At 63.5% G+C, this 16,119-nt stretch carries 15 protein-coding genes; 8 read left to right on the top strand and 7 right to left on the bottom strand.

Annotated features, from left to right (window positions below; all coding sequences use genetic code 11):
* The 3 genes from smc to ligA all read left to right on the top strand — a co-directional run bounded on the left by smc (position 1) and on the right by ligA (position 6,947).
* A complete protein-coding gene (gene smc / locus EL191_RS09740; RefSeq protein ID WP_041978428.1) occupies positions 1–3,489 on the top strand; it encodes a chromosome segregation protein SMC in 3,489 nt (1,162 codons plus the stop codon).
* A gap of 212 nt (positions 3,490–3,701) precedes the next feature.
* Positions 3,702–4,526 carry a cell division protein ZipA gene (gene zipA / locus EL191_RS09745; RefSeq protein WP_013715059.1) on the top strand — a complete coding sequence of 275 codons (825 nt, stop codon included), beginning with the start codon at positions 3,702–3,704 and terminating at the stop codon, positions 4,524–4,526.
* A 60-nt stretch (positions 4,527–4,586) separates the two neighbouring features.
* Positions 4,587–6,947 (top strand): NAD-dependent DNA ligase LigA, encoded by a 2,361-nt coding sequence (gene ligA / locus EL191_RS09750; protein ID WP_041978430.1) that lies wholly within the window; start codon positions 4,587–4,589, stop codon positions 6,945–6,947.
* Positions 6,948–7,117: 170 nt separating this feature from the next.
* Here the strand turns inward: ligA and EL191_RS09755 are convergent, their stop codons facing one another.
* The 5 genes from EL191_RS09755 to EL191_RS09775 form a co-directional block, all read right to left on the bottom strand.
* Positions 7,118–7,486, bottom strand: coding sequence for a glutathione S-transferase N-terminal domain-containing protein (locus EL191_RS09755; RefSeq protein WP_041978432.1), 369 nt, complete (start codon positions 7,484–7,486; stop codon positions 7,118–7,120).
* A 64-nt stretch (positions 7,487–7,550) separates the two neighbouring features.
* On the bottom strand, positions 7,551–8,096 hold the full coding sequence (folE, locus tag EL191_RS09760; protein ID WP_013715062.1) for a GTP cyclohydrolase I FolE: 546 nt from the start codon (positions 8,094–8,096) through the stop codon (positions 7,551–7,553).
* An 85-nt stretch (positions 8,097–8,181) separates the two neighbouring features.
* The gene (locus EL191_RS09765) at positions 8,182–8,739 is read right to left on the bottom strand and encodes a Smr/MutS family protein (RefSeq protein WP_017363196.1); all 558 of its coding nucleotides are present in this window, start codon (positions 8,737–8,739) and stop codon (positions 8,182–8,184) included.
* Positions 8,740–8,846: 107 nt separating this feature from the next.
* Positions 8,847–9,167 carry a hypothetical protein gene (locus EL191_RS09770; protein ID WP_013715064.1) on the bottom strand — a complete coding sequence of 107 codons (321 nt, stop codon included), beginning with the start codon at positions 9,165–9,167 and terminating at the stop codon, positions 8,847–8,849.
* A gap of 81 nt (positions 9,168–9,248) precedes the next feature.
* Positions 9,249–9,845, bottom strand: coding sequence for a cysteine hydrolase family protein (locus EL191_RS09775; RefSeq protein ID WP_013715065.1), 597 nt, complete (start codon positions 9,843–9,845; stop codon positions 9,249–9,251).
* Positions 9,846–10,000: 155 nt separating this feature from the next.
* Here EL191_RS09775 and EL191_RS24655 point away from each other — a divergent pair, with 155 nt between their 5' ends.
* Together EL191_RS24655 and prmB are read left to right on the top strand one after the other, a co-directional pair.
* The gene (locus tag EL191_RS24655; protein WP_255212338.1) at positions 10,001–10,129 is read left to right on the top strand and encodes a hypothetical protein; all 129 of its coding nucleotides are present in this window, start codon (positions 10,001–10,003) and stop codon (positions 10,127–10,129) included.
* Positions 10,130–10,207: 78 nt separating this feature from the next.
* Positions 10,208–11,128 (top strand): 50S ribosomal protein L3 N(5)-glutamine methyltransferase, encoded by a 921-nt coding sequence (prmB, locus tag EL191_RS09780; RefSeq protein WP_041978436.1) that lies wholly within the window; start codon positions 10,208–10,210, stop codon positions 11,126–11,128.
* Between the two features lie 189 nt (positions 11,129–11,317).
* On the opposite strand, the gene EL191_RS09785 is transcribed toward prmB, so the two are convergent.
* Positions 11,318–12,118: a hypothetical protein gene (locus EL191_RS09785; RefSeq protein ID WP_017363199.1), complete on the bottom strand. Its 801-nt coding sequence runs from the start codon at positions 12,116–12,118 to the stop codon at positions 11,318–11,320.
* 36 nt (positions 12,119–12,154) lie between these two features.
* Positions 12,155–13,147, bottom strand: coding sequence for an alpha/beta hydrolase (locus EL191_RS09790; protein WP_041978438.1), 993 nt, complete (start codon positions 13,145–13,147; stop codon positions 12,155–12,157).
* Positions 13,148–13,271: 124 nt separating this feature from the next.
* Between EL191_RS09790 and aroC the strand changes: the two genes are divergently transcribed.
* The 3 genes from aroC to EL191_RS09805 are packed head-to-tail and all read left to right on the top strand — an operon-like array spanning position 13,272 to position 16,084.
* A complete protein-coding gene (aroC, locus tag EL191_RS09795; RefSeq protein ID WP_017363201.1) occupies positions 13,272–14,363 on the top strand; it encodes a chorismate synthase in 1,092 nt (363 codons plus the stop codon).
* 13 nt (positions 14,364–14,376) lie between these two features.
* Positions 14,377–15,528, top strand: coding sequence for an MFS transporter (locus EL191_RS09800; RefSeq protein ID WP_041978441.1), 1,152 nt, complete (start codon positions 14,377–14,379; stop codon positions 15,526–15,528).
* Positions 15,529–15,544: 16 nt separating this feature from the next.
* Positions 15,545–16,084, top strand: coding sequence for an acireductone dioxygenase (locus EL191_RS09805; RefSeq protein WP_041978444.1), 540 nt, complete (start codon positions 15,545–15,547; stop codon positions 16,082–16,084).
* Positions 16,085–16,119 lie beyond the last annotated feature (35 nt).

The following is a 16,119-nucleotide window of genomic DNA, read 5'->3' on the forward strand; positions in this document are numbered from 1 at the left end:
ATGCGCCTGAAAAGCATCAAGCTGGCCGGCTTCAAGTCCTTCGTCGATCCGACGACGGTGAGCTTTCCCAGCAACATGGCGGCGGTGGTCGGGCCCAACGGTTGCGGCAAGTCCAACATCATCGACGCCGTTCGCTGGGTGATGGGCGAGAGTTCGGCGAAGAACCTCCGTGGTGAGTCGATGACCGACGTCATCTTCAACGGCTCCAACACGCGCAAGCCGGTGACCCAGGCCTCCATCGAGCTGATCTTCGACAACAGCGACAACTCGCTGGTGGGCGAATACGCCGCCTTCGCCGAGATTTCCATCCGCCGCCGGGTGACTCGCGACGGGCAGAACACCTATTTCCTCAACGGGACCAAGTGCCGTCGCCGCGATATCACCGATATCTTCCTCGGCACCGGCCTGGGGCCGCGCAGCTACTCGATCATCGAGCAGGGCATGATCAGCAAGCTGATCGAGGCCAAGCCCGAGGAGCTGCGCAATTTCATCGAGGAAGCCGCCGGCATCTCCAAGTACAAGGAGCGCCGTCGCGAGACCGAGAACCGTATCCGCCGCACCCAGGAAAACCTGGCGCGCCTGACCGACCTGCGTGAAGAACTGGAGCGCCAGCTCGAACGCCTGCACCGTCAGGCCCAGGCGGCGGAGAAGTACCAGGAATACAAGGCCGAGGAACGTCAACTCAAGGCGCAACTGCTGGCCTTGCGCTGGCAGGGGCTGAACCAGCAGGTGGGCAGCCGCGAGCAGGTGATCGGCGACCAGGAAGTGGCCTTCGAGGCGCTGGTGGCCGAACAGCGCAGCGCCGATGCCGCCATCGAGCGTCTGCGCGACGGCCATCACGAACTCTCCGAGCGTTTCAACCTGGTGCAGGGCCGCTTCTATTCCGTGGGTGGCGACATCGCCCGCGTCGAGCAGAGCATCCAGCATGGCCAACAGCGCCTGCGTCAGTTGCAGGACGATTTGCGCGAGGCGGAGAAGGCGCGCCTGGAAACCGAATCGCACCTGGGGCACGACCGCACCTTGCTTGCGACCCTGGGTGAAGAGCTGGAAATGCTCCTGCCCGAGCAGGAGATGACTGCGGCTGCCGCCGAAGAATCCGCAGCCAGCCTGGAAGAGGCCGAGGCCGCCATGCATGGCTGGCAGGAGCAGTGGGACGGCTTCAACCAGCGCAGCGCCGAACCGCGCCGCCAGGCCGAGGTGCAACAGTCGCGCATCGCTCAGCTGGAGCAGAGCCTGGAACGCCTGGCCGAACGCCAGCGCCGCCTGAACGAAGAGTTGCAGCAACTGGCGGCTGATCCCGAAGACGCCACCATTCTTGAATTGAACGAACAGCTTGCTGCCGGCGAGTTGGAGCATGAAGCGCTGCAACTGGCCGAAGAGCAGCAGGCCGAGCGCCTGCAGCAACTGCGCGAGGAACTGCAGCAGGCCGGGCAGGCCCAGCAGCAGGCGCAAGGCGAGCTGCAACGCCTCAACGGCCGCCTGGCGTCGCTGGAGGCGCTGCAACAGGCGGCGCTCGATCCGGGGCAGGGCGCCGGCGAGTGGTTGCGCGAGCAGAACCTGCAACATCGCCCGCGTCTGGCTGAAGGGCTGCGCGTGGAAGCCGGCTGGGAGCTGGCGGTGGAAACCGTGCTCGGTGCCGACCTGCAGGCCGTGCTGCTGGACGATTTCGCCGGCCTGGATTTCTCTGCGCTGGAGCAGGGCGAGCTGCGCTTGGCCAGCCTCGCCAGTGGCGGCGCACGCCGTGCTGGCAGTCTGCTGGACAAGATCGAGTCGAGCCATGACCTGTCGCCCTGGTTGGCCGGTGTGCGCCCGGTGGAATCGCTGGAGCAGGCGCTGGCCGCCCGTGCTCACCTGGCCGAAGGCGAAAGCCTGATCAGCCGCGACGGCTACTGGGTTGGCCGGCACTTCCTGCGTGTGCGCCGCGCTGCCGAGGCGGACAGCGGCGTGCTGGCGCGCGGTCAGGAACTCGAGCGTTTGCAGCTGGAGCGCGAAGAGCGTGAAGCGGCCCTGGCGCAACTGGATGAACGCCTGCTGGCGTTGCGCGATGATCAACGTCTTCAGGAGGAGCAGCGTGAGCAGCAGCGTCGCCAAGGCCAGGAGCTGGCGCGGCAACTGAGTGAGTTGAAGGCAAAGCTGTCCGCCAGCCAGGCCAAGGCCGAGCAACTGGGTCTGCGCCGTCGCCGTCTGCAGGACGAACTGCAGGAAGCGGCCGAGCAACGTGAGGTCGAGCAGGAACAACTGGGTGAGTCGCGCCTGCAACTGCAGGATGCGCTGGACGCCATGGCGCTGGATAACGAGCAGCGCGAAAGCCTGCTGGCCAGCCGTGACAGCCTGCGCGAGCGCCTCGATCGTGTGCGTCAGGAGGCCCGCCAACACAAGGATCACGCGCACCAGTTGGCGGTGCGCGTCGGCTCGCTCAAGGCGCAGCACGACTCCACCCGTCAGGCGCTGGAGCGCTTGCAAATGCAGGCCGAGCGCCTGCACGAGCGGCGCGAACAGCTGTCGCTGAACCTGGAAGAGGGCGAGGCGCCGCTGGAAGAGTTGCGTATCAAGCTCGAAGAACTGCTCGAACGGCGCATGGCGGTGGACGACGAATTGCGTCAGGCACGCCTGGCGCTGGAAGATGCCGACCGCGAGCTGCGTGATGCCGAGAAGCGCCGCACCCAGGCCGAGCAGCAGGCACAACTGCTGCGCAGCCAGCTGGAGCAACAACGTATGGACTGGCAGTCGCTCAACGTGCGGCGCAAGGCCCTAGCCGACCAGCTCGCCGAGGACAACTACGATCTTCACGGGGTGATCGCCACGCTGCCGGCCGAGGCCACGGAAAGCGCCTGGGAAGAAGAGCTGGAGCGCATGGCCGCGCGTATCGCCCGTCTCGGCCCTATCAACCTGGCGGCCATCGACGAGTATCAACAGCAGTCCGAGCGTAAGCGCTACCTGGATGCTCAGGACGCCGACCTGGTCGAGGCGCTGGAAACCCTGGAGAACGTGATCCGCAAGATCGACAAGGAAACGCGCAATCGTTTCAAGGACACCTTCGATCAGATCAACGGCGGTTTGCAGGCACTCTTTCCAAAAGTTTTCGGTGGCGGCAACGCTTATTTGGAACTCACCGGCGAAGATTTACTCGATACCGGTGTAACCATCATGGCGCGGCCCCCGGGCAAGAAGAACAGCACCATTCATTTGCTCTCCGGTGGAGAGAAGGCGTTGACCGCCTTGGCATTGGTGTTTTCCATCTTCCAGCTCAATCCGGCGCCGTTTTGCATGTTGGACGAAGTAGACGCACCGCTGGACGATGCCAACGTCGGGCGCTATGCGCGACTGGTCAAGGAGATGTCGGCGACGGTGCAGTTCATCTATATCACCCACAACAAGATCGCCATGGAAATGGCCGATCAACTGATGGGGGTCACCATGCACGAGCCGGGCTGCTCGCGTCTGGTGGCAGTGGATGTCGAGGAGGCGTTGGCGATGGTGGAGGCGTGATGGCAGAGCGCCGTGGGATTAACTGAATATAGGCACAACCTTATGTTGCTCCCTGTGTAAAGTTGCCTTTCGTCGTGCTAGCTTATTGCCCACTTTTGTTACACGCGGAAAACGTCAGATAGAACATGAAGTTGGCGCCGCGTTTATAGTCGAGTTGTGATCCGATTGATTGGATCTTTTTTTCACCAGAATTGTTAAGGGTCAGGTATTTCATGGAATTCGGTCTGCGCGAGTGGCTGATCGTTATTGGCATCATCGTTATCGCTGGCATTCTTTTCGACGGCTGGCGTCGTATGCGCGGCGGCAAGGGTAAACTTAGATTCAAGCTCGACCGCAGCTTCGCCAATATGCCGGATGACGAAGGTGATCCGGACCTGTTAAGCCCGCCTCGTGTGGTCAATCGCGACCACGAGCCACAGCTCGATGAAGAAGACCTGCCGTCGATGAGCGCCAAGGACCTGCCGCGCCGCTCGCGTAACGAGCCGCAGCAGGGTGACCTCAACCTGGCGGTCGACGAGCCGGTACCAACCTTGCTCAACCCGGTCGATGAGGTCGAGCCGAGAGAGCCGAAGAAGCCCGCCAAGCCTGCCGCTGATGCTGCGCCGGTGGAAGAAGTGCTGGTGATCAACGTGGTCGCCCGCGACGACTTCGGCTTCAAGGGGCCGGCTCTGTTGCAGAACATCCTCGAAAGCGGCCTGCGTTTTGGCGAGATGGACATCTTCCACCGTCACGAGAGCATGGCTGGTAATGGCGAGGTGCTGTTCTCCATGGCCAATGCGCTCAAGCCCGGCACGTTCGATCTGGACGATATCGAAGGCTTCAGCACCCGTGCGGTGAGCTTCTTCCTCAGCCTGCCTGGCCCGCGTCATCCGAAGCAGGCCTTTGACGTCATGGTTGCGGCTGCACGCAAGCTGGCGCACGAACTGGGTGGCGAGCTGAAGGACGACCAGCGCAGCGTGATGACCGCGCAGACCATCGAACACTACCGCCAGCGCATCGTCGAGTTCGAGCGCCGGCAGTTGACCCAGAAACGCTGACCTGTACACGAAGTCAAAAGAGAGCAGCCAAGGCTGCTCTTTTCGTTTGAGAGACCGAGCATGACCGACGCCGCCCAACGTATTTCCGAACTGCGCAACGAACTGGACGCGCATAACTACCGTTACTACGTGCTGGACGAGCCGAGCGTGCCCGATGCCGAGTACGACCGCCTGTTTCGTGAGTTGCAGGCGCTGGAAGCCGAGCATCCCGAACTGGTCACGCCGGAGTCGCCGACCCAGCGCGTCGGTGGTGAGGCGCTAAGCGCCTTTGGTGAGGTGCGTCACGAAGTGCCGATGCTCAGCCTGGGCAACGCCTTCGAGGAGGACGATCTGCGCGCCTTCGACCGCAGCGTGCAGAATGGTCTCGGCGTGTCGGGTGGTGATCTGTTCGGCGACGGTGCCGAAATCGAATACAGCTGCGAACCCAAGCTCGATGGCCTGGCCGTCAGCCTGCGTTATGAGCACGGCCAGCTGGTGCGCGGTGCCACGCGCGGCGATGGCAGCACCGGTGAGGACATCACCAGCAACGTGCGGACCATCCGCAACGTGCCGCTCAAGCTGCAGGGCGAGGGCTGGCCGCAGGTGCTGGAGGTGCGTGGCGAGGTGTTCATGCCCAAGTCCGGCTTCGAGGAGCTCAATGCACGCCAGGCCGAGATTGGCGGCAAGACTTTCGCCAACCCACGCAACGCCGCTGCCGGCAGCCTGCGTCAGCTCGACCCGAAAATCACCGCCAGCCGCCCGCTGGAGTTCTGCTGCTACGGCGTCGGCCAGGTCAGCGGCGAACTGCCGGGTACCCAGGTGGCCATGCTGCAGCAGCTGAAAGCCTGGGGCGTGCCCATCAGTCGTGAACTGAAGCTGGCCAAGGGCGTCGAGGCCTGCCTGGATTACTACCGCGACATCGGTCAGCGACGCATGAGCCTGGCCTATGACATCGATGGTGTGGTGTTCAAGGTCAATAACATCGAAGACCAGCAACAGCTGGGCTTCCGCGCCCGTACGCCGCACTGGGCCATCGCCCACAAGTTCCCTGCGCAGGAAGAGCTCACCGAGTTGCTCGACGTGGAATTCCAGGTCGGGCGTACCGGTGCGGTGACGCCGGTTGCGCGTCTGCATCCGGTCAAGGTGGCAGGTGTGATGGTGGCCAACGCAACCCTGCACAACATGGATGAAGTGGCGCGCCTCGGTGTGATGATCGGCGATACGGTGATCATCCGCCGTGCCGGCGACGTGATCCCGCAGGTGATGGCAGTGGTGCCCGAGCGTCGCCCGGAGAATGCGCGCCCCGTGCAGATTCCTGAGCAATGCCCGGTGTGCGGCTCGGCGGTGGAGCGCACACAACTGGTCAAGCGCAGCAAGGGCAAGGAGTCGCTCAGCGAAGGCTCGGTGTACCGCTGCGTCGGTCGCCTGAGCTGCCAGGCACAGCTCAAGCAGGCGATCATCCACTTCGTGTCGCGCCGCGCCATGGACATCGAGGGGCTCGGCGACAAGACCATCGAGCAACTGGTGGACGAGAAGCTGATCGGCTCGCCGGCCGACCTGTACAAACTGACCTTCGAGCAGATCATCGGCCTGGAAGGCTTCGCCGAAGTCTCCAGCAACAAGTTGCTCAAGGCCATCGAGGACAGCAAGCGACCGGCCCTGGCGCGCTTCATCTATGCCCTCGGCATTCCCGATGTAGGCGAGGAAACCGCCAAGGTACTGGCCCGTTCGCTGGCTTCTCTGGAGCGCGTGCGCCAGGCGCTGCCGCAGGTACTGACCTATCTGCCGGACATTGGCCTGGAAGTCGCGCACGAGATCCACAGCTTCTTCGAGGATGAACACAACCAGCAGGTGATCAGCGCCTTGCTGGGCGAATGCGGCCTCGAGCTGCAAGAAGAAGGTGAGTTGAGTGCCGAGTTTTCGGCCATCGCCACGCTTGGCGGCATGCTCGACAAACTGAACATCCCCACAGTTGGCCCTGGTGCTGCGCAGAAACTGGCGGAGCGTTTCGGCAGCCTGGAGGGCGTGCTCGGCGGCGATTGGCTGGACATGCGCCAGGCTCTGCCGGAGAAGCAGGCCAAGGCTGTGCGTGAGTTCTTCGACAGCGTTGAAAACGCCCAGTTAGCGTGCGCCATCGAACAGCAACTGCGCGATTTCGGCATGCACTGGGAAAGCGAGAAGAAGGTCGCCGAAGGTCTGCCCCTGGCCGGCCAGACCTGGGTGCTGACGGGGACGCTGGAAGTGATGAGCCGCGATGTGGCCAAGGGCAAGCTGGAAAGCCTGGGCGCCAAGGTGGCCGGTTCGGTCTCGGCCAAGACCCACTGCGTAGTGGCCGGACCAGGCGCCGGCTCGAAGCTGGCCAAGGCCAGCGAGCTGGGGGTGAAGGTACTGGACGAAGCGCAGTTCCTCGACCAGCTCAAGGCCTACGGCATCGAACCCTGATGGGGTTCGCGAGCAGCGCTCGCTCCTACAGCGGGCGAAGAGGCGCCGATCCTGTAGGAGCGGCTTCAGCCGCGAAATGACCGCTGCAGGGTAGCTTCAAGGCTCCCGGATTGCAGCCGGGCCACGGTTCAGCGCAACGGTGGATGGCGCCTGATCCGCGTCCACCAGTGTCAGCCGGCGAAGCGCTGATCCAGATAGGCGATGATCGCCTTGGACTCGTACAGCCAGGTGCTCTGGCCGTTTTCCTCGATGCGCAGGCACGGCACCTTGATACGGCCGCCTTGCTGCTCCAGGGCCTGGCGGTGCTCGCCGTCGTGCTTGGCGTCGCGCAGCTGCACCGGCAGGTTAAGGCGGTGCAGGGTGCGACGGACCTTGACGCAGAACGGGCAGGCGTGAAACTGGTACAGCGACAGGTTGGCCGTGGCGCGTTCGACCTCGGCTTGCGTCTCGGGGCTGCGCTTGAGCTTGCGCGGGCGGCTGATCCAGTCGGCGAACACGACGAGCTGACCCAGGCCTATACGAAGAGCTTTGAGCAACATCTTTCTAACTCCTGAAATGCCGACGGCCGTTCACCGAAGTGAGCGGCCGTCGTCTTGAGTGGTGTCAGCGAACCAGGTTGAGGAATTCACCGCGGGTCGCCGGGTTGGTGCGGAATTCGCCGAGCATCACCGAGGTGACCATGGACGAGTTCTGCTTCTCCACACCACGCATCATCATGCACATGTGCTGCGCCTCGATTACCACCGCCACACCGAGGGCGCCGGTGACCTGTTCGACCGCTTCGGCGATCTGCCGGCTGAGGTTTTCCTGAATCTGCAGACGGCGGGCATACATATCGACAATGCGTGCGACCTTGGACAGGCCCAGTACCTTGCCGTTGGGAATGTAGGCCACGTGAGCCTTGCCGATGAACGGCAGCAGGTGATGCTCGCACAGCGAGTACAGCTCGATGTTCTTGACCAGCACCATTTCGCTGTTGTCTGAGCTGAACAGCGCACCATTGGTCACCTCTTCCAATGTCTGCTGATAGCCGCGGCAAAGGTACTGCATGGCCTTGGCGGCACGCTTTGGCGTGTCCAGTAGGCCTTCGCGGGAGACGTCTTCGCCGAGCTGACCGAGGATGGCGGTGTAGTGTTGTTCCAGGGACATGGAAAATCCTGTTGGGTATCGAAGGGCGCAGGGTAGGGCGCCGGTATTGGCCTGACAAGAGTGTCAGGCGTCTATACGCGTTTCGTCACTCGTCGCGACCATCCATCATGGTGCGCTTGAGGATGATGTACACCGCGCCAGTGCCGCCGTGTTTGGCCAGGCAGGAGCTGAAGCCCAGTACTTGCGGGTGCTGGCGTAACCAGGTGTTCACGTGACTCTTGATCATTGGCTTGCGCCCGTCCATGCGTACCGCCTTGCCGTGGGTGACGCGCACGCAGCGAATCTCCAGTTTGGTGGCTTCGGCGAGAAACTCCCAGAGCGTGTCGCGCGCTTTCTCGACGCTCATGCCGTGCAGATCGAGGCTGCCGTCGAACGGAATCTGGCCAAGCTTGAGCTTGCGCATCTGGCCTTCCTGCATGCCGTTGGCAGCCCAGTACAGGGCGTCCTCGGCACCGACGTCGATGACGAACTGGTCGGACAGGCCATCCACCTTGATTTCGCCCTGGCTGATGGTCGCAGCCTGGCGCAAAGTGTTGAACTGCTTGCGATCGGATTTGGGTTTGCCGGTGTCGGCGCGGTCGTGCTTGAGCGGCTTGACGCCGCGCAGCTCGGCCTGGAACAGGGAAAAGTCGTCGTCTTGCATCGGTGGCTCCGCGAAACAGGCGCGTATTTTATGGCCTGCCATCTCGGCGGGCCACCGCTGCGCAACGTTGAAGGCAGCCTCAGGTGATTTTTAGCTGCCTGTTGCCGTCAGTCGCGCTTCCTCATCAGTGCTGGTGACATGCTCAGGTCGCTGGGGCGGCGCAGGCGTCGGCGGCAGCGACGCCAGAAGGCGATGCCGGCCCACAGCAGGAAAAGGCCGAGCAGCAGCAGGACGATGGCTTCTCCGGTGGAGTCGTTGAGCGTACCCAGTACCGGAGCACGGCCTGCCAGCGATGCGACGCCAGCCATCGACAGGAGGATGCCGAAGGCGGCGAGCAGGGCACCCAGGCCGGCACCGATGCGCAGGCGCCAGTGTTTCGGCTGGCGCGGACGCAGGCGGCGTGCATCGAAGTCGTCGGACAGCTTCATTCCGATTTCCTTTGGCTTATCGGCGGTATGACCGGCCGGTTTCGCTGGGGTTCCGCAGTCTGTCGGTCTTCGACCGGAAAGTCAGATCAGCGACTTGGCTTGCGGCACGAGTGTGGCGAAGTTGTCACCGAGGGCGATCATCTCGATGCGGTGGACCTCGGCGGCTGCGATCACGCTGCCATCCGGTGCGGGTAGATCGCGGGTGGCGCAGGCCGCATCGACCAGGGTGCAGCGATAACCGTAATCCTTGGCGGCGCGTACCGTGGTACTGACACTGGAGTGGGTCATGAAGCCGCAGACGATCAGGTCCAGGTGGCCGAGTGCCTGGAGGCGATCATGCAGTTCGGTGCCGGCGAAGGCGTTGGGCAGGCGTTTTTCCACCACGATTTCGCCTGCCAGTGGCGCTGCCTCCGGCAGATGACGACCGCGTGGGCCGCTGGGGTCGAGCAGGCCGCCCGGGATGCCAAGGTGCTTGACGTGAACGATGTCGGTGCCGGCGGCGCGGGCGGCTGCCAGCAGGCTGGCGATCTCCGCCAGTGCAGGGTCCAGGCCGGGAAGTGCCAGTACGCCGCTGCGGTATTCTTCCTGGGCATCGATGATCAGCAAGGTCGCATTGCTCAGGCTGGCCGCTGCGTGGCCACGACCGGTGAGCTGGAACATGGTTTGCGGATGGGACATCTCGGGCTCCTGGCTGATGGTGATGATTTGCCATTGTCCGCTGGCCAGAGCGGTCTGTGAACCTCTATCTGCGCCAATACTTGCTCAGGGCATGGTGCGAGAGCAGAATCGGAACTGCCCCGAAGGAGTCAGGGTCGTACGCAAAAGGAGTTGCCATGTCGCTTTTGTCGCAGTTGTCCCCGCATTTCTGGCTTTTGTTCTCCATCGCCGTATCGGTCGCAGTGCTGCGCGAGTTGCGCCGCCCCGACGAGGATGCGGAACGCAAGAAACATAACGGCTCGTGAGCGCTCGTTAATCCGACGTTCATGCGCTAGCTACCTGCACTGGGCTAAACTTCCGCACTTTTCATCCGGAGGCCGCCCGTGACCGCTCTCACTACCCGTTTACGTACCCTGCGTGATTACATCCGCTGGGCCGTCAGCCGTTTTCAGGCCGAGCAACTGTTCTTCGGCCACGGCACCGACAACGCCTGGGACGAGGCGCGCCAACTGGTGCTCGGCGCATTGCACCTGCCCTGGGAAATCTCCGACGCCTACCTCGATTGCCGCCTGGAAGACGACGAGCACGCCCACTTGCAGGCGTTGCTCCAGCGCCGAATCGAAGAGCGTGTTCCTACCGCTTACCTGCTGGGCGAGGCCTGGTTCTGCGGTTTGCCCTTCGTGGTCGATGAACGCGTGCTGGTGCCACGCTCGCCAATCGCCGAGCTGATCGACCGTCATTTCTCCCCTTGGCTGCCAGTCGAGCCTGCGCGAATCCTCGACCTGTGTACCGGCTCAGGCTGCATCGGCATCGCCTGCGCCTATGAGTTTCCCGAGGCGGAAGTGGTGCTGGGCGACCTGTCGTTCGAAGCGCTGGAGGTAGCCAATCTCAACATCGAGCGACATGGCCTGGAGGAACGCGTCTATTGCGTGCAGGGTGATGGTTTCGCCGAATTGCCTGGACAGCGTTTCGACCTGATCGTGTCCAACCCGCCCTATGTCGACGCCGAGGACTTTGCCGACATGCCGGCCGAATACCAGCACGAGCCGGAGATGGGCCTCGCCTGCGGCGCTGACGGTCTGGATCTGGTGCGGCGCATGCTGGCCGAAGCGGCCGATCACCTGACCGAGCGTGGCGTGCTGATCGTCGAAGTGGGCAACAGCCAGGTGCATGTCGAGGCACTGTACCCGGAAGTCGACTTTACCTGGCTGGACTTCCAGCGCGGCGGGCACGGCGTGTTCCTGCTGGCGGCCAAGCAGTGCCGCGAGTATCAGCAGCTGTTTCGTTCGCGTATCAACGGTTGATTCGCCGGTGCCGTTAGGTCGTGTAGGCCGTCAGTAGAGGCTGTTTACGATCTTTCGAGCTAGAGCGATACAAGGCGAAAGCAAGCGAGAAACGGTCGGGGTCGCGTTCGACTGTACTTTTGTACATGAGCATTTCGAGCTTGTTTTCAACGCAGTAGCGCCAACGCGCAGATGATCGTAAATAGTCTCTCAGCGTGTGGCGATCCAAATCAGCAGCCCCGCCTGAAACAGGCTGAACGCGACCAGGCAGGTAATGGTGAAGCGCAGGCCACTGTCTTCGCGCTTGAGTCGCTCGACCCGGTCTTCCAGCTTGCGCAATTTGACGTCCTGCTCCTGCAGTGTCTGGTCGGCCTGCTGGAGCATGGCGGCGGCGTCGAGCAACTCGAGGATCTGCACCTTTTCGGTATGCCAGTCGCCGTGTAGCGAGCTGACCCGCGGTGCGCTGTAGAAAGGCTTGAGCTGCAACGGGTCGCTGTACTCGATGGTGAAACCCTGTGCCTTCAGCGCGTGATCACGGCGGGCGCGAGCGGCCTCGTTGAAGTTGTCCTTCGTCGGCAGGGCGCCGCCCTCTACCTGATAGTGCGCGTAATGCTTGCGTGCCCAGGCGATGCCTTGGGCCATGAGAAAGCGCCCCAGACCGCGATTGGCCGGCTCGACGCTCAGGCCCTTGTCCGGGCCGAAACGCACCTCCTTGCTCTGATGGTCGGCCCAGACTTCCAGCAGGTTGGTCTGACGATGCAGGCGCTGGCCGGGCACCTGGATGGTCAGGCGCAACAGGCTGGTGTCCTTGGCATGCCGTTCTACCCGGCCAAGCTGGACGAAGCGCAGCGGTCTCGGCCCGGTTTCACGGTCGACGGGCAGCGGCGCCAGACGCAGCAGGTTGAACTGCTCGGCTGGCAGATCAGACCAAGGATGCGCTACAGCGGGCGTTTCGCCTGCAACTGCTTCGGCGTCGGTGGCTTGCGCCTGTGGGGCTGGGTTTTCGCTCATGGGCGTCCTGTGTACTGTTCGGCGGCCTTCGATGCGTTATCGGCCATTTTCCTCAGCACTGGAGCGAATAAAGGCGACGATCCGCTCGCCCAGCGCGCGGGCCAAGGGTAGCTGCGGATCGTCGTAGGACGCTAGCTGTTCGTTCCAGGGCGCCGGTGTGATGCGCATGACATGGTTCATGCCGGGAATCAGTGCCAGCTCGGCATCGGGTTTGGCCTGCTTGAGCACCTCGGCGTTGTCCGGGCTGACCTGGGCATCGTGCGTGCCCTGCACGATCAAGGCGGGAATCTGCAGTGCGGCGAAGTTCGCTGCCGGGTCCTGGCGCAGCAGGCTGATCAGGTAGGGCTGCACGCTGGGGCGATAGATCGCCTGTAGCTCTTTCGGCACCTTCGGCTGCAGCCTGCCGCGAATCAGGTTGGCGAGGATGTGCCGGCTTTCGTCCAGCAACGGCGGCGGTAGGCGCATGGCCAGTTGCATATCCAGCACCTGGCCGATGGGGTAGGCGGGGCCGGCTATCGAAACCAGTGCATCGGCCTGGCTACCGGGCGCGGCCAGGCTGGCAACCAGCGCGCCCTCGCTGTGGCCGATGAGAATCAGCCGATCAAAGCGTGGATCGTCCCGCAGCAGCCTGGCCCAGCCTTCTGCATCGGCTACGTAGTGCTCGACGCTGAGGTCCTTTTCATCCGGCGTGGCGGCCCGGCTGGCGGCCACGCCGCGCTTGTCGTAGCGCAGGCTGGCGATGCCGTTGCGTGCCAGCACCTGAGCCAGCTTCTTCAGTGCGTCGTTATGGCCGCCTTCGGGGTTGTTGCCATCGCGGTCGGTGGGGCCGGAGCCGGCGATCAGCAGCGCCACCGGCACCGGCTTGTCGCTTTGCGGCAGCAGCAGGCTGCCGTACAGGGTGCCCTGGTCGGTATCGAGGCTGATGGGCAGTTGGCGGGTGGTGCTGGCCTGGGCCAGGCCGGTGATCAGGGTGAGGGACAAGAGCAGGGCTCGCAGCATGATGGGGGCAGGGTAGTGGCAGGTTGGCATTGGACGCGTTCGGTTGAACAAGGTTCGGGGTGAACTGCAAGTAGGTGGCAGGTATACTCGCCCACCTTGTGAATCGAGCCTGCGCAGTGTCAGGCCGATGCTGAATCTCGCGGAGCGTCTTCCCATGTCCGGCAATACCTACGGCAAGCTGTTCACCGTCACCACCGCTGGCGAAAGCCATGGCCCGGCGCTGGTCGCCATCGTCGACGGTTGCCCGCCGGGTGTCGAGATTTCTCTGGAAGACCTGCAGCGCGACCTGGATCGCCGCAAGCCGGGCACCAGCCGCCACACTACGCAGCGCCAGGAAGCCGACGAGGTGGAAATCCTCTCCGGGGTGTTCGAGGGCAAGACCACCGGTTGCTCCATCGGCCTGCTGATCCGCAACACCGACCAGAAGTCCAAGGACTACTCGGCGATCAAGGATCTGTTCCGCCCGGCCCATGCCGACTACACCTATCACCACAAGTACGGCATCCGCGACTACCGTGGCGGCGGCCGTAGCTCGGCGCGCGAAACTGCCATGCGCGTGGCCGCTGGTGCTATCGCCAAGAAGTTCCTGGCCAGCCAGGGCATCGTCATCCGTGGCTACATGAGCCAGCTCGGCCCCATCGAAATTCCGTTCAAGACCTGGGACAGCGTCGAGCAGAATGCCTTCTTCAGCCCCGATCCGGATAAGGTGCCGGAGCTGGAGGCCTACATGGATCAATTGCGCCGCGACCAGGATTCGGTCGGCGCGAAGATCACTGTGGTTGCCGAAGGCGTCATGCCAGGCCTCGGCGAGCCAATCTTCGACCGCCTTGATGCCGAACTGGCTCATGCGCTGATGAGCATCAATGCGGTCAAGGGCGTAGAGATCGGCGCCGGCTTCGCCTGCGTCGCCCAGCGTGGCACCGAGCACCGTGACGAGCTGACCCCTGAGGGTTTTCTCTCCAACAACGCCGGCGGCATCCTCGGCGGTATCTCCAGTGGCCAGCCGATCGTTGCCCACCTGGCGCTGAAACCGACCTCCAGTATCACCACGCCGGGGCGTTCCATCGACGTCGACGGCAACCCGGTGGACGTCATCACCAAGGGCCGTCACGACCCTTGCGTTGGCATCCGCGCCACGCCGATCGCCGAGGCGATGATGGCTATCGTGCTGATGGATCACCTGCTGCGTCACCGCGCGCAGAACGCCGACGTGCGCGTCACCACGCCGGTGCTGCCACAACTGTGATCCAGGCGGCGGCATGAGCGCGGCCTTGCCGTACTGGCGGCTGTCCGGCTTCTACTTCTTTTACTTCGCCTTGCTCGGCGGTACGGCGCCGTTTCTGGCGCTGTACTTCGATCACCTGGGCTTTTCCCCGGCACGGATCGGCGAGCTGATCGCCATTCCCATGCTGATGCGCTGTCTGGCACCGAACCTGTGGGGCTGGTTGGGTGACCACACCGGCCAGCGATTGCTGATCGTGCGCCTCGGCGCGTTGTGCACCCTGATCTGCTTCGCTGGCATCTTTCTCGGTCAGAGCTATGCCTGGCTGGCGCTGATCATGGCCACCCATGCCTTTTTCTGGCATGCGGTGTTGCCGCAGTTCGAGGTCATTACCCTGGCCCATCTGCGCGAGCAGGCGGCGCGCTACAGCCAGATTCGCCTGTGGGGGAGCATCGGTTTCATCGTCGCCGTGGTCGGCCTCGGCCTGCTGTTCGAATGGCTGAGCCTGGACGCGTACCCGGCAGCGCTGCTGGTGATCATGGGCGGTATCGTCATCAGCAGTTTCTGGGTGCCCAATGCACAGCCTGTGCTGCGTCCGAGCGCGCTGGAGCCGGAGGGTTTTCTGCGCCAGTTGCGCCGCCCCGGCATTCTCGCGTTCTACATCTGCGTTGGGCTGATGCAGTTGAGCAATGGCCCGTACTACACCTTCCTCACCCTGCATCTGGAGGGCGTCGGCTACAGCCGCGGCGCCATCGGTCTGTTCTGGGCGCTGGGCGTAGTAGCGGAGATTCTGCTGTTCCTGGTCATGGCGCGACTGCTGCAGCGTTACTCGCTGCGCACCGTGTTGCTGGCCAGCTTCCTGATCACCGCCTTGCGCTGGCTGCTGCTGGGTAATCTGGCCCAGTACCTGCCGGTGCTGCTGCTGGCGCAGTGCATGCACGCCGCTACCTTCGGCGCCTTCCATGCCGGATGCATCCACTTCGTACAACGTAGTTTCGCCGATCGCCAGCAGGGTCAGGCCCAGGCGCTCTATGTCAGTCTGGCCGGCATCGGCGGTGCGTTGGGCGCGTTGTATGCCGGTTACAGCTGGAAGAGCCTAGGCCCGGCCTGGACCTTCGCCATCGCCAGTCTGGTAGCCTTGCTTGCAGCCTACGTCATAGCCACCCGTCTGCCGCCCGAGCGGCCCTGAATCGAGTGAATCCTTCATGAGCAGTCTCGCCGTCCACCTGCACACCTCACCGGAGTTGCCGAACAAGGTACTGAACCACGCCGATGACATCGCCAGCACGCTGGCGGCGGTGGGTATTGACTATCGCCAGGTGGAGCTGCCGGCTGCGTTGCGACCCGGCTGCGAGCAGGCGGAGTTCGATGCGGCTTATGGCCTCTGGCTGCAGGCGTTGATGAGCAGGGAAGGTCACGTGCAGCAGGAGCTGTTCAACCTGCAGCGCAACCATCCGCAGAAGCTGGAGCTGCGTGCTCGCTACCTGGATGAGCAGGTACAGGCCTCGGTCAGCGCCTGGTTGTTCATCGGCGGTTTCGCTCAGCTCAGCGTGCATCTCGATGGTTACGTCTACCTGCTGCAAGGCGAGCGTGGTGATCTGCTGACCTTGCCGGTCGGCACCCGCCACTGGTTCGACCTGGGTGAGGAGCCGCATGCGCTGGTCGTGCGCCTAAGTGGCAGTGACGAGGCGCCGGAGCGCACCGGCGACGATATCGCCAGGCGTTTTCCGCGCCTGGGTGACTGAGACGCCGGCTCCATTTCATGTCACGCGCGCAATGG

This window comes from Pseudomonas mendocina, assembly GCF_900636545.1.
Classification (GTDB): domain Bacteria; phylum Pseudomonadota; class Gammaproteobacteria; order Pseudomonadales; family Pseudomonadaceae; genus Aquipseudomonas; species Aquipseudomonas mendocina.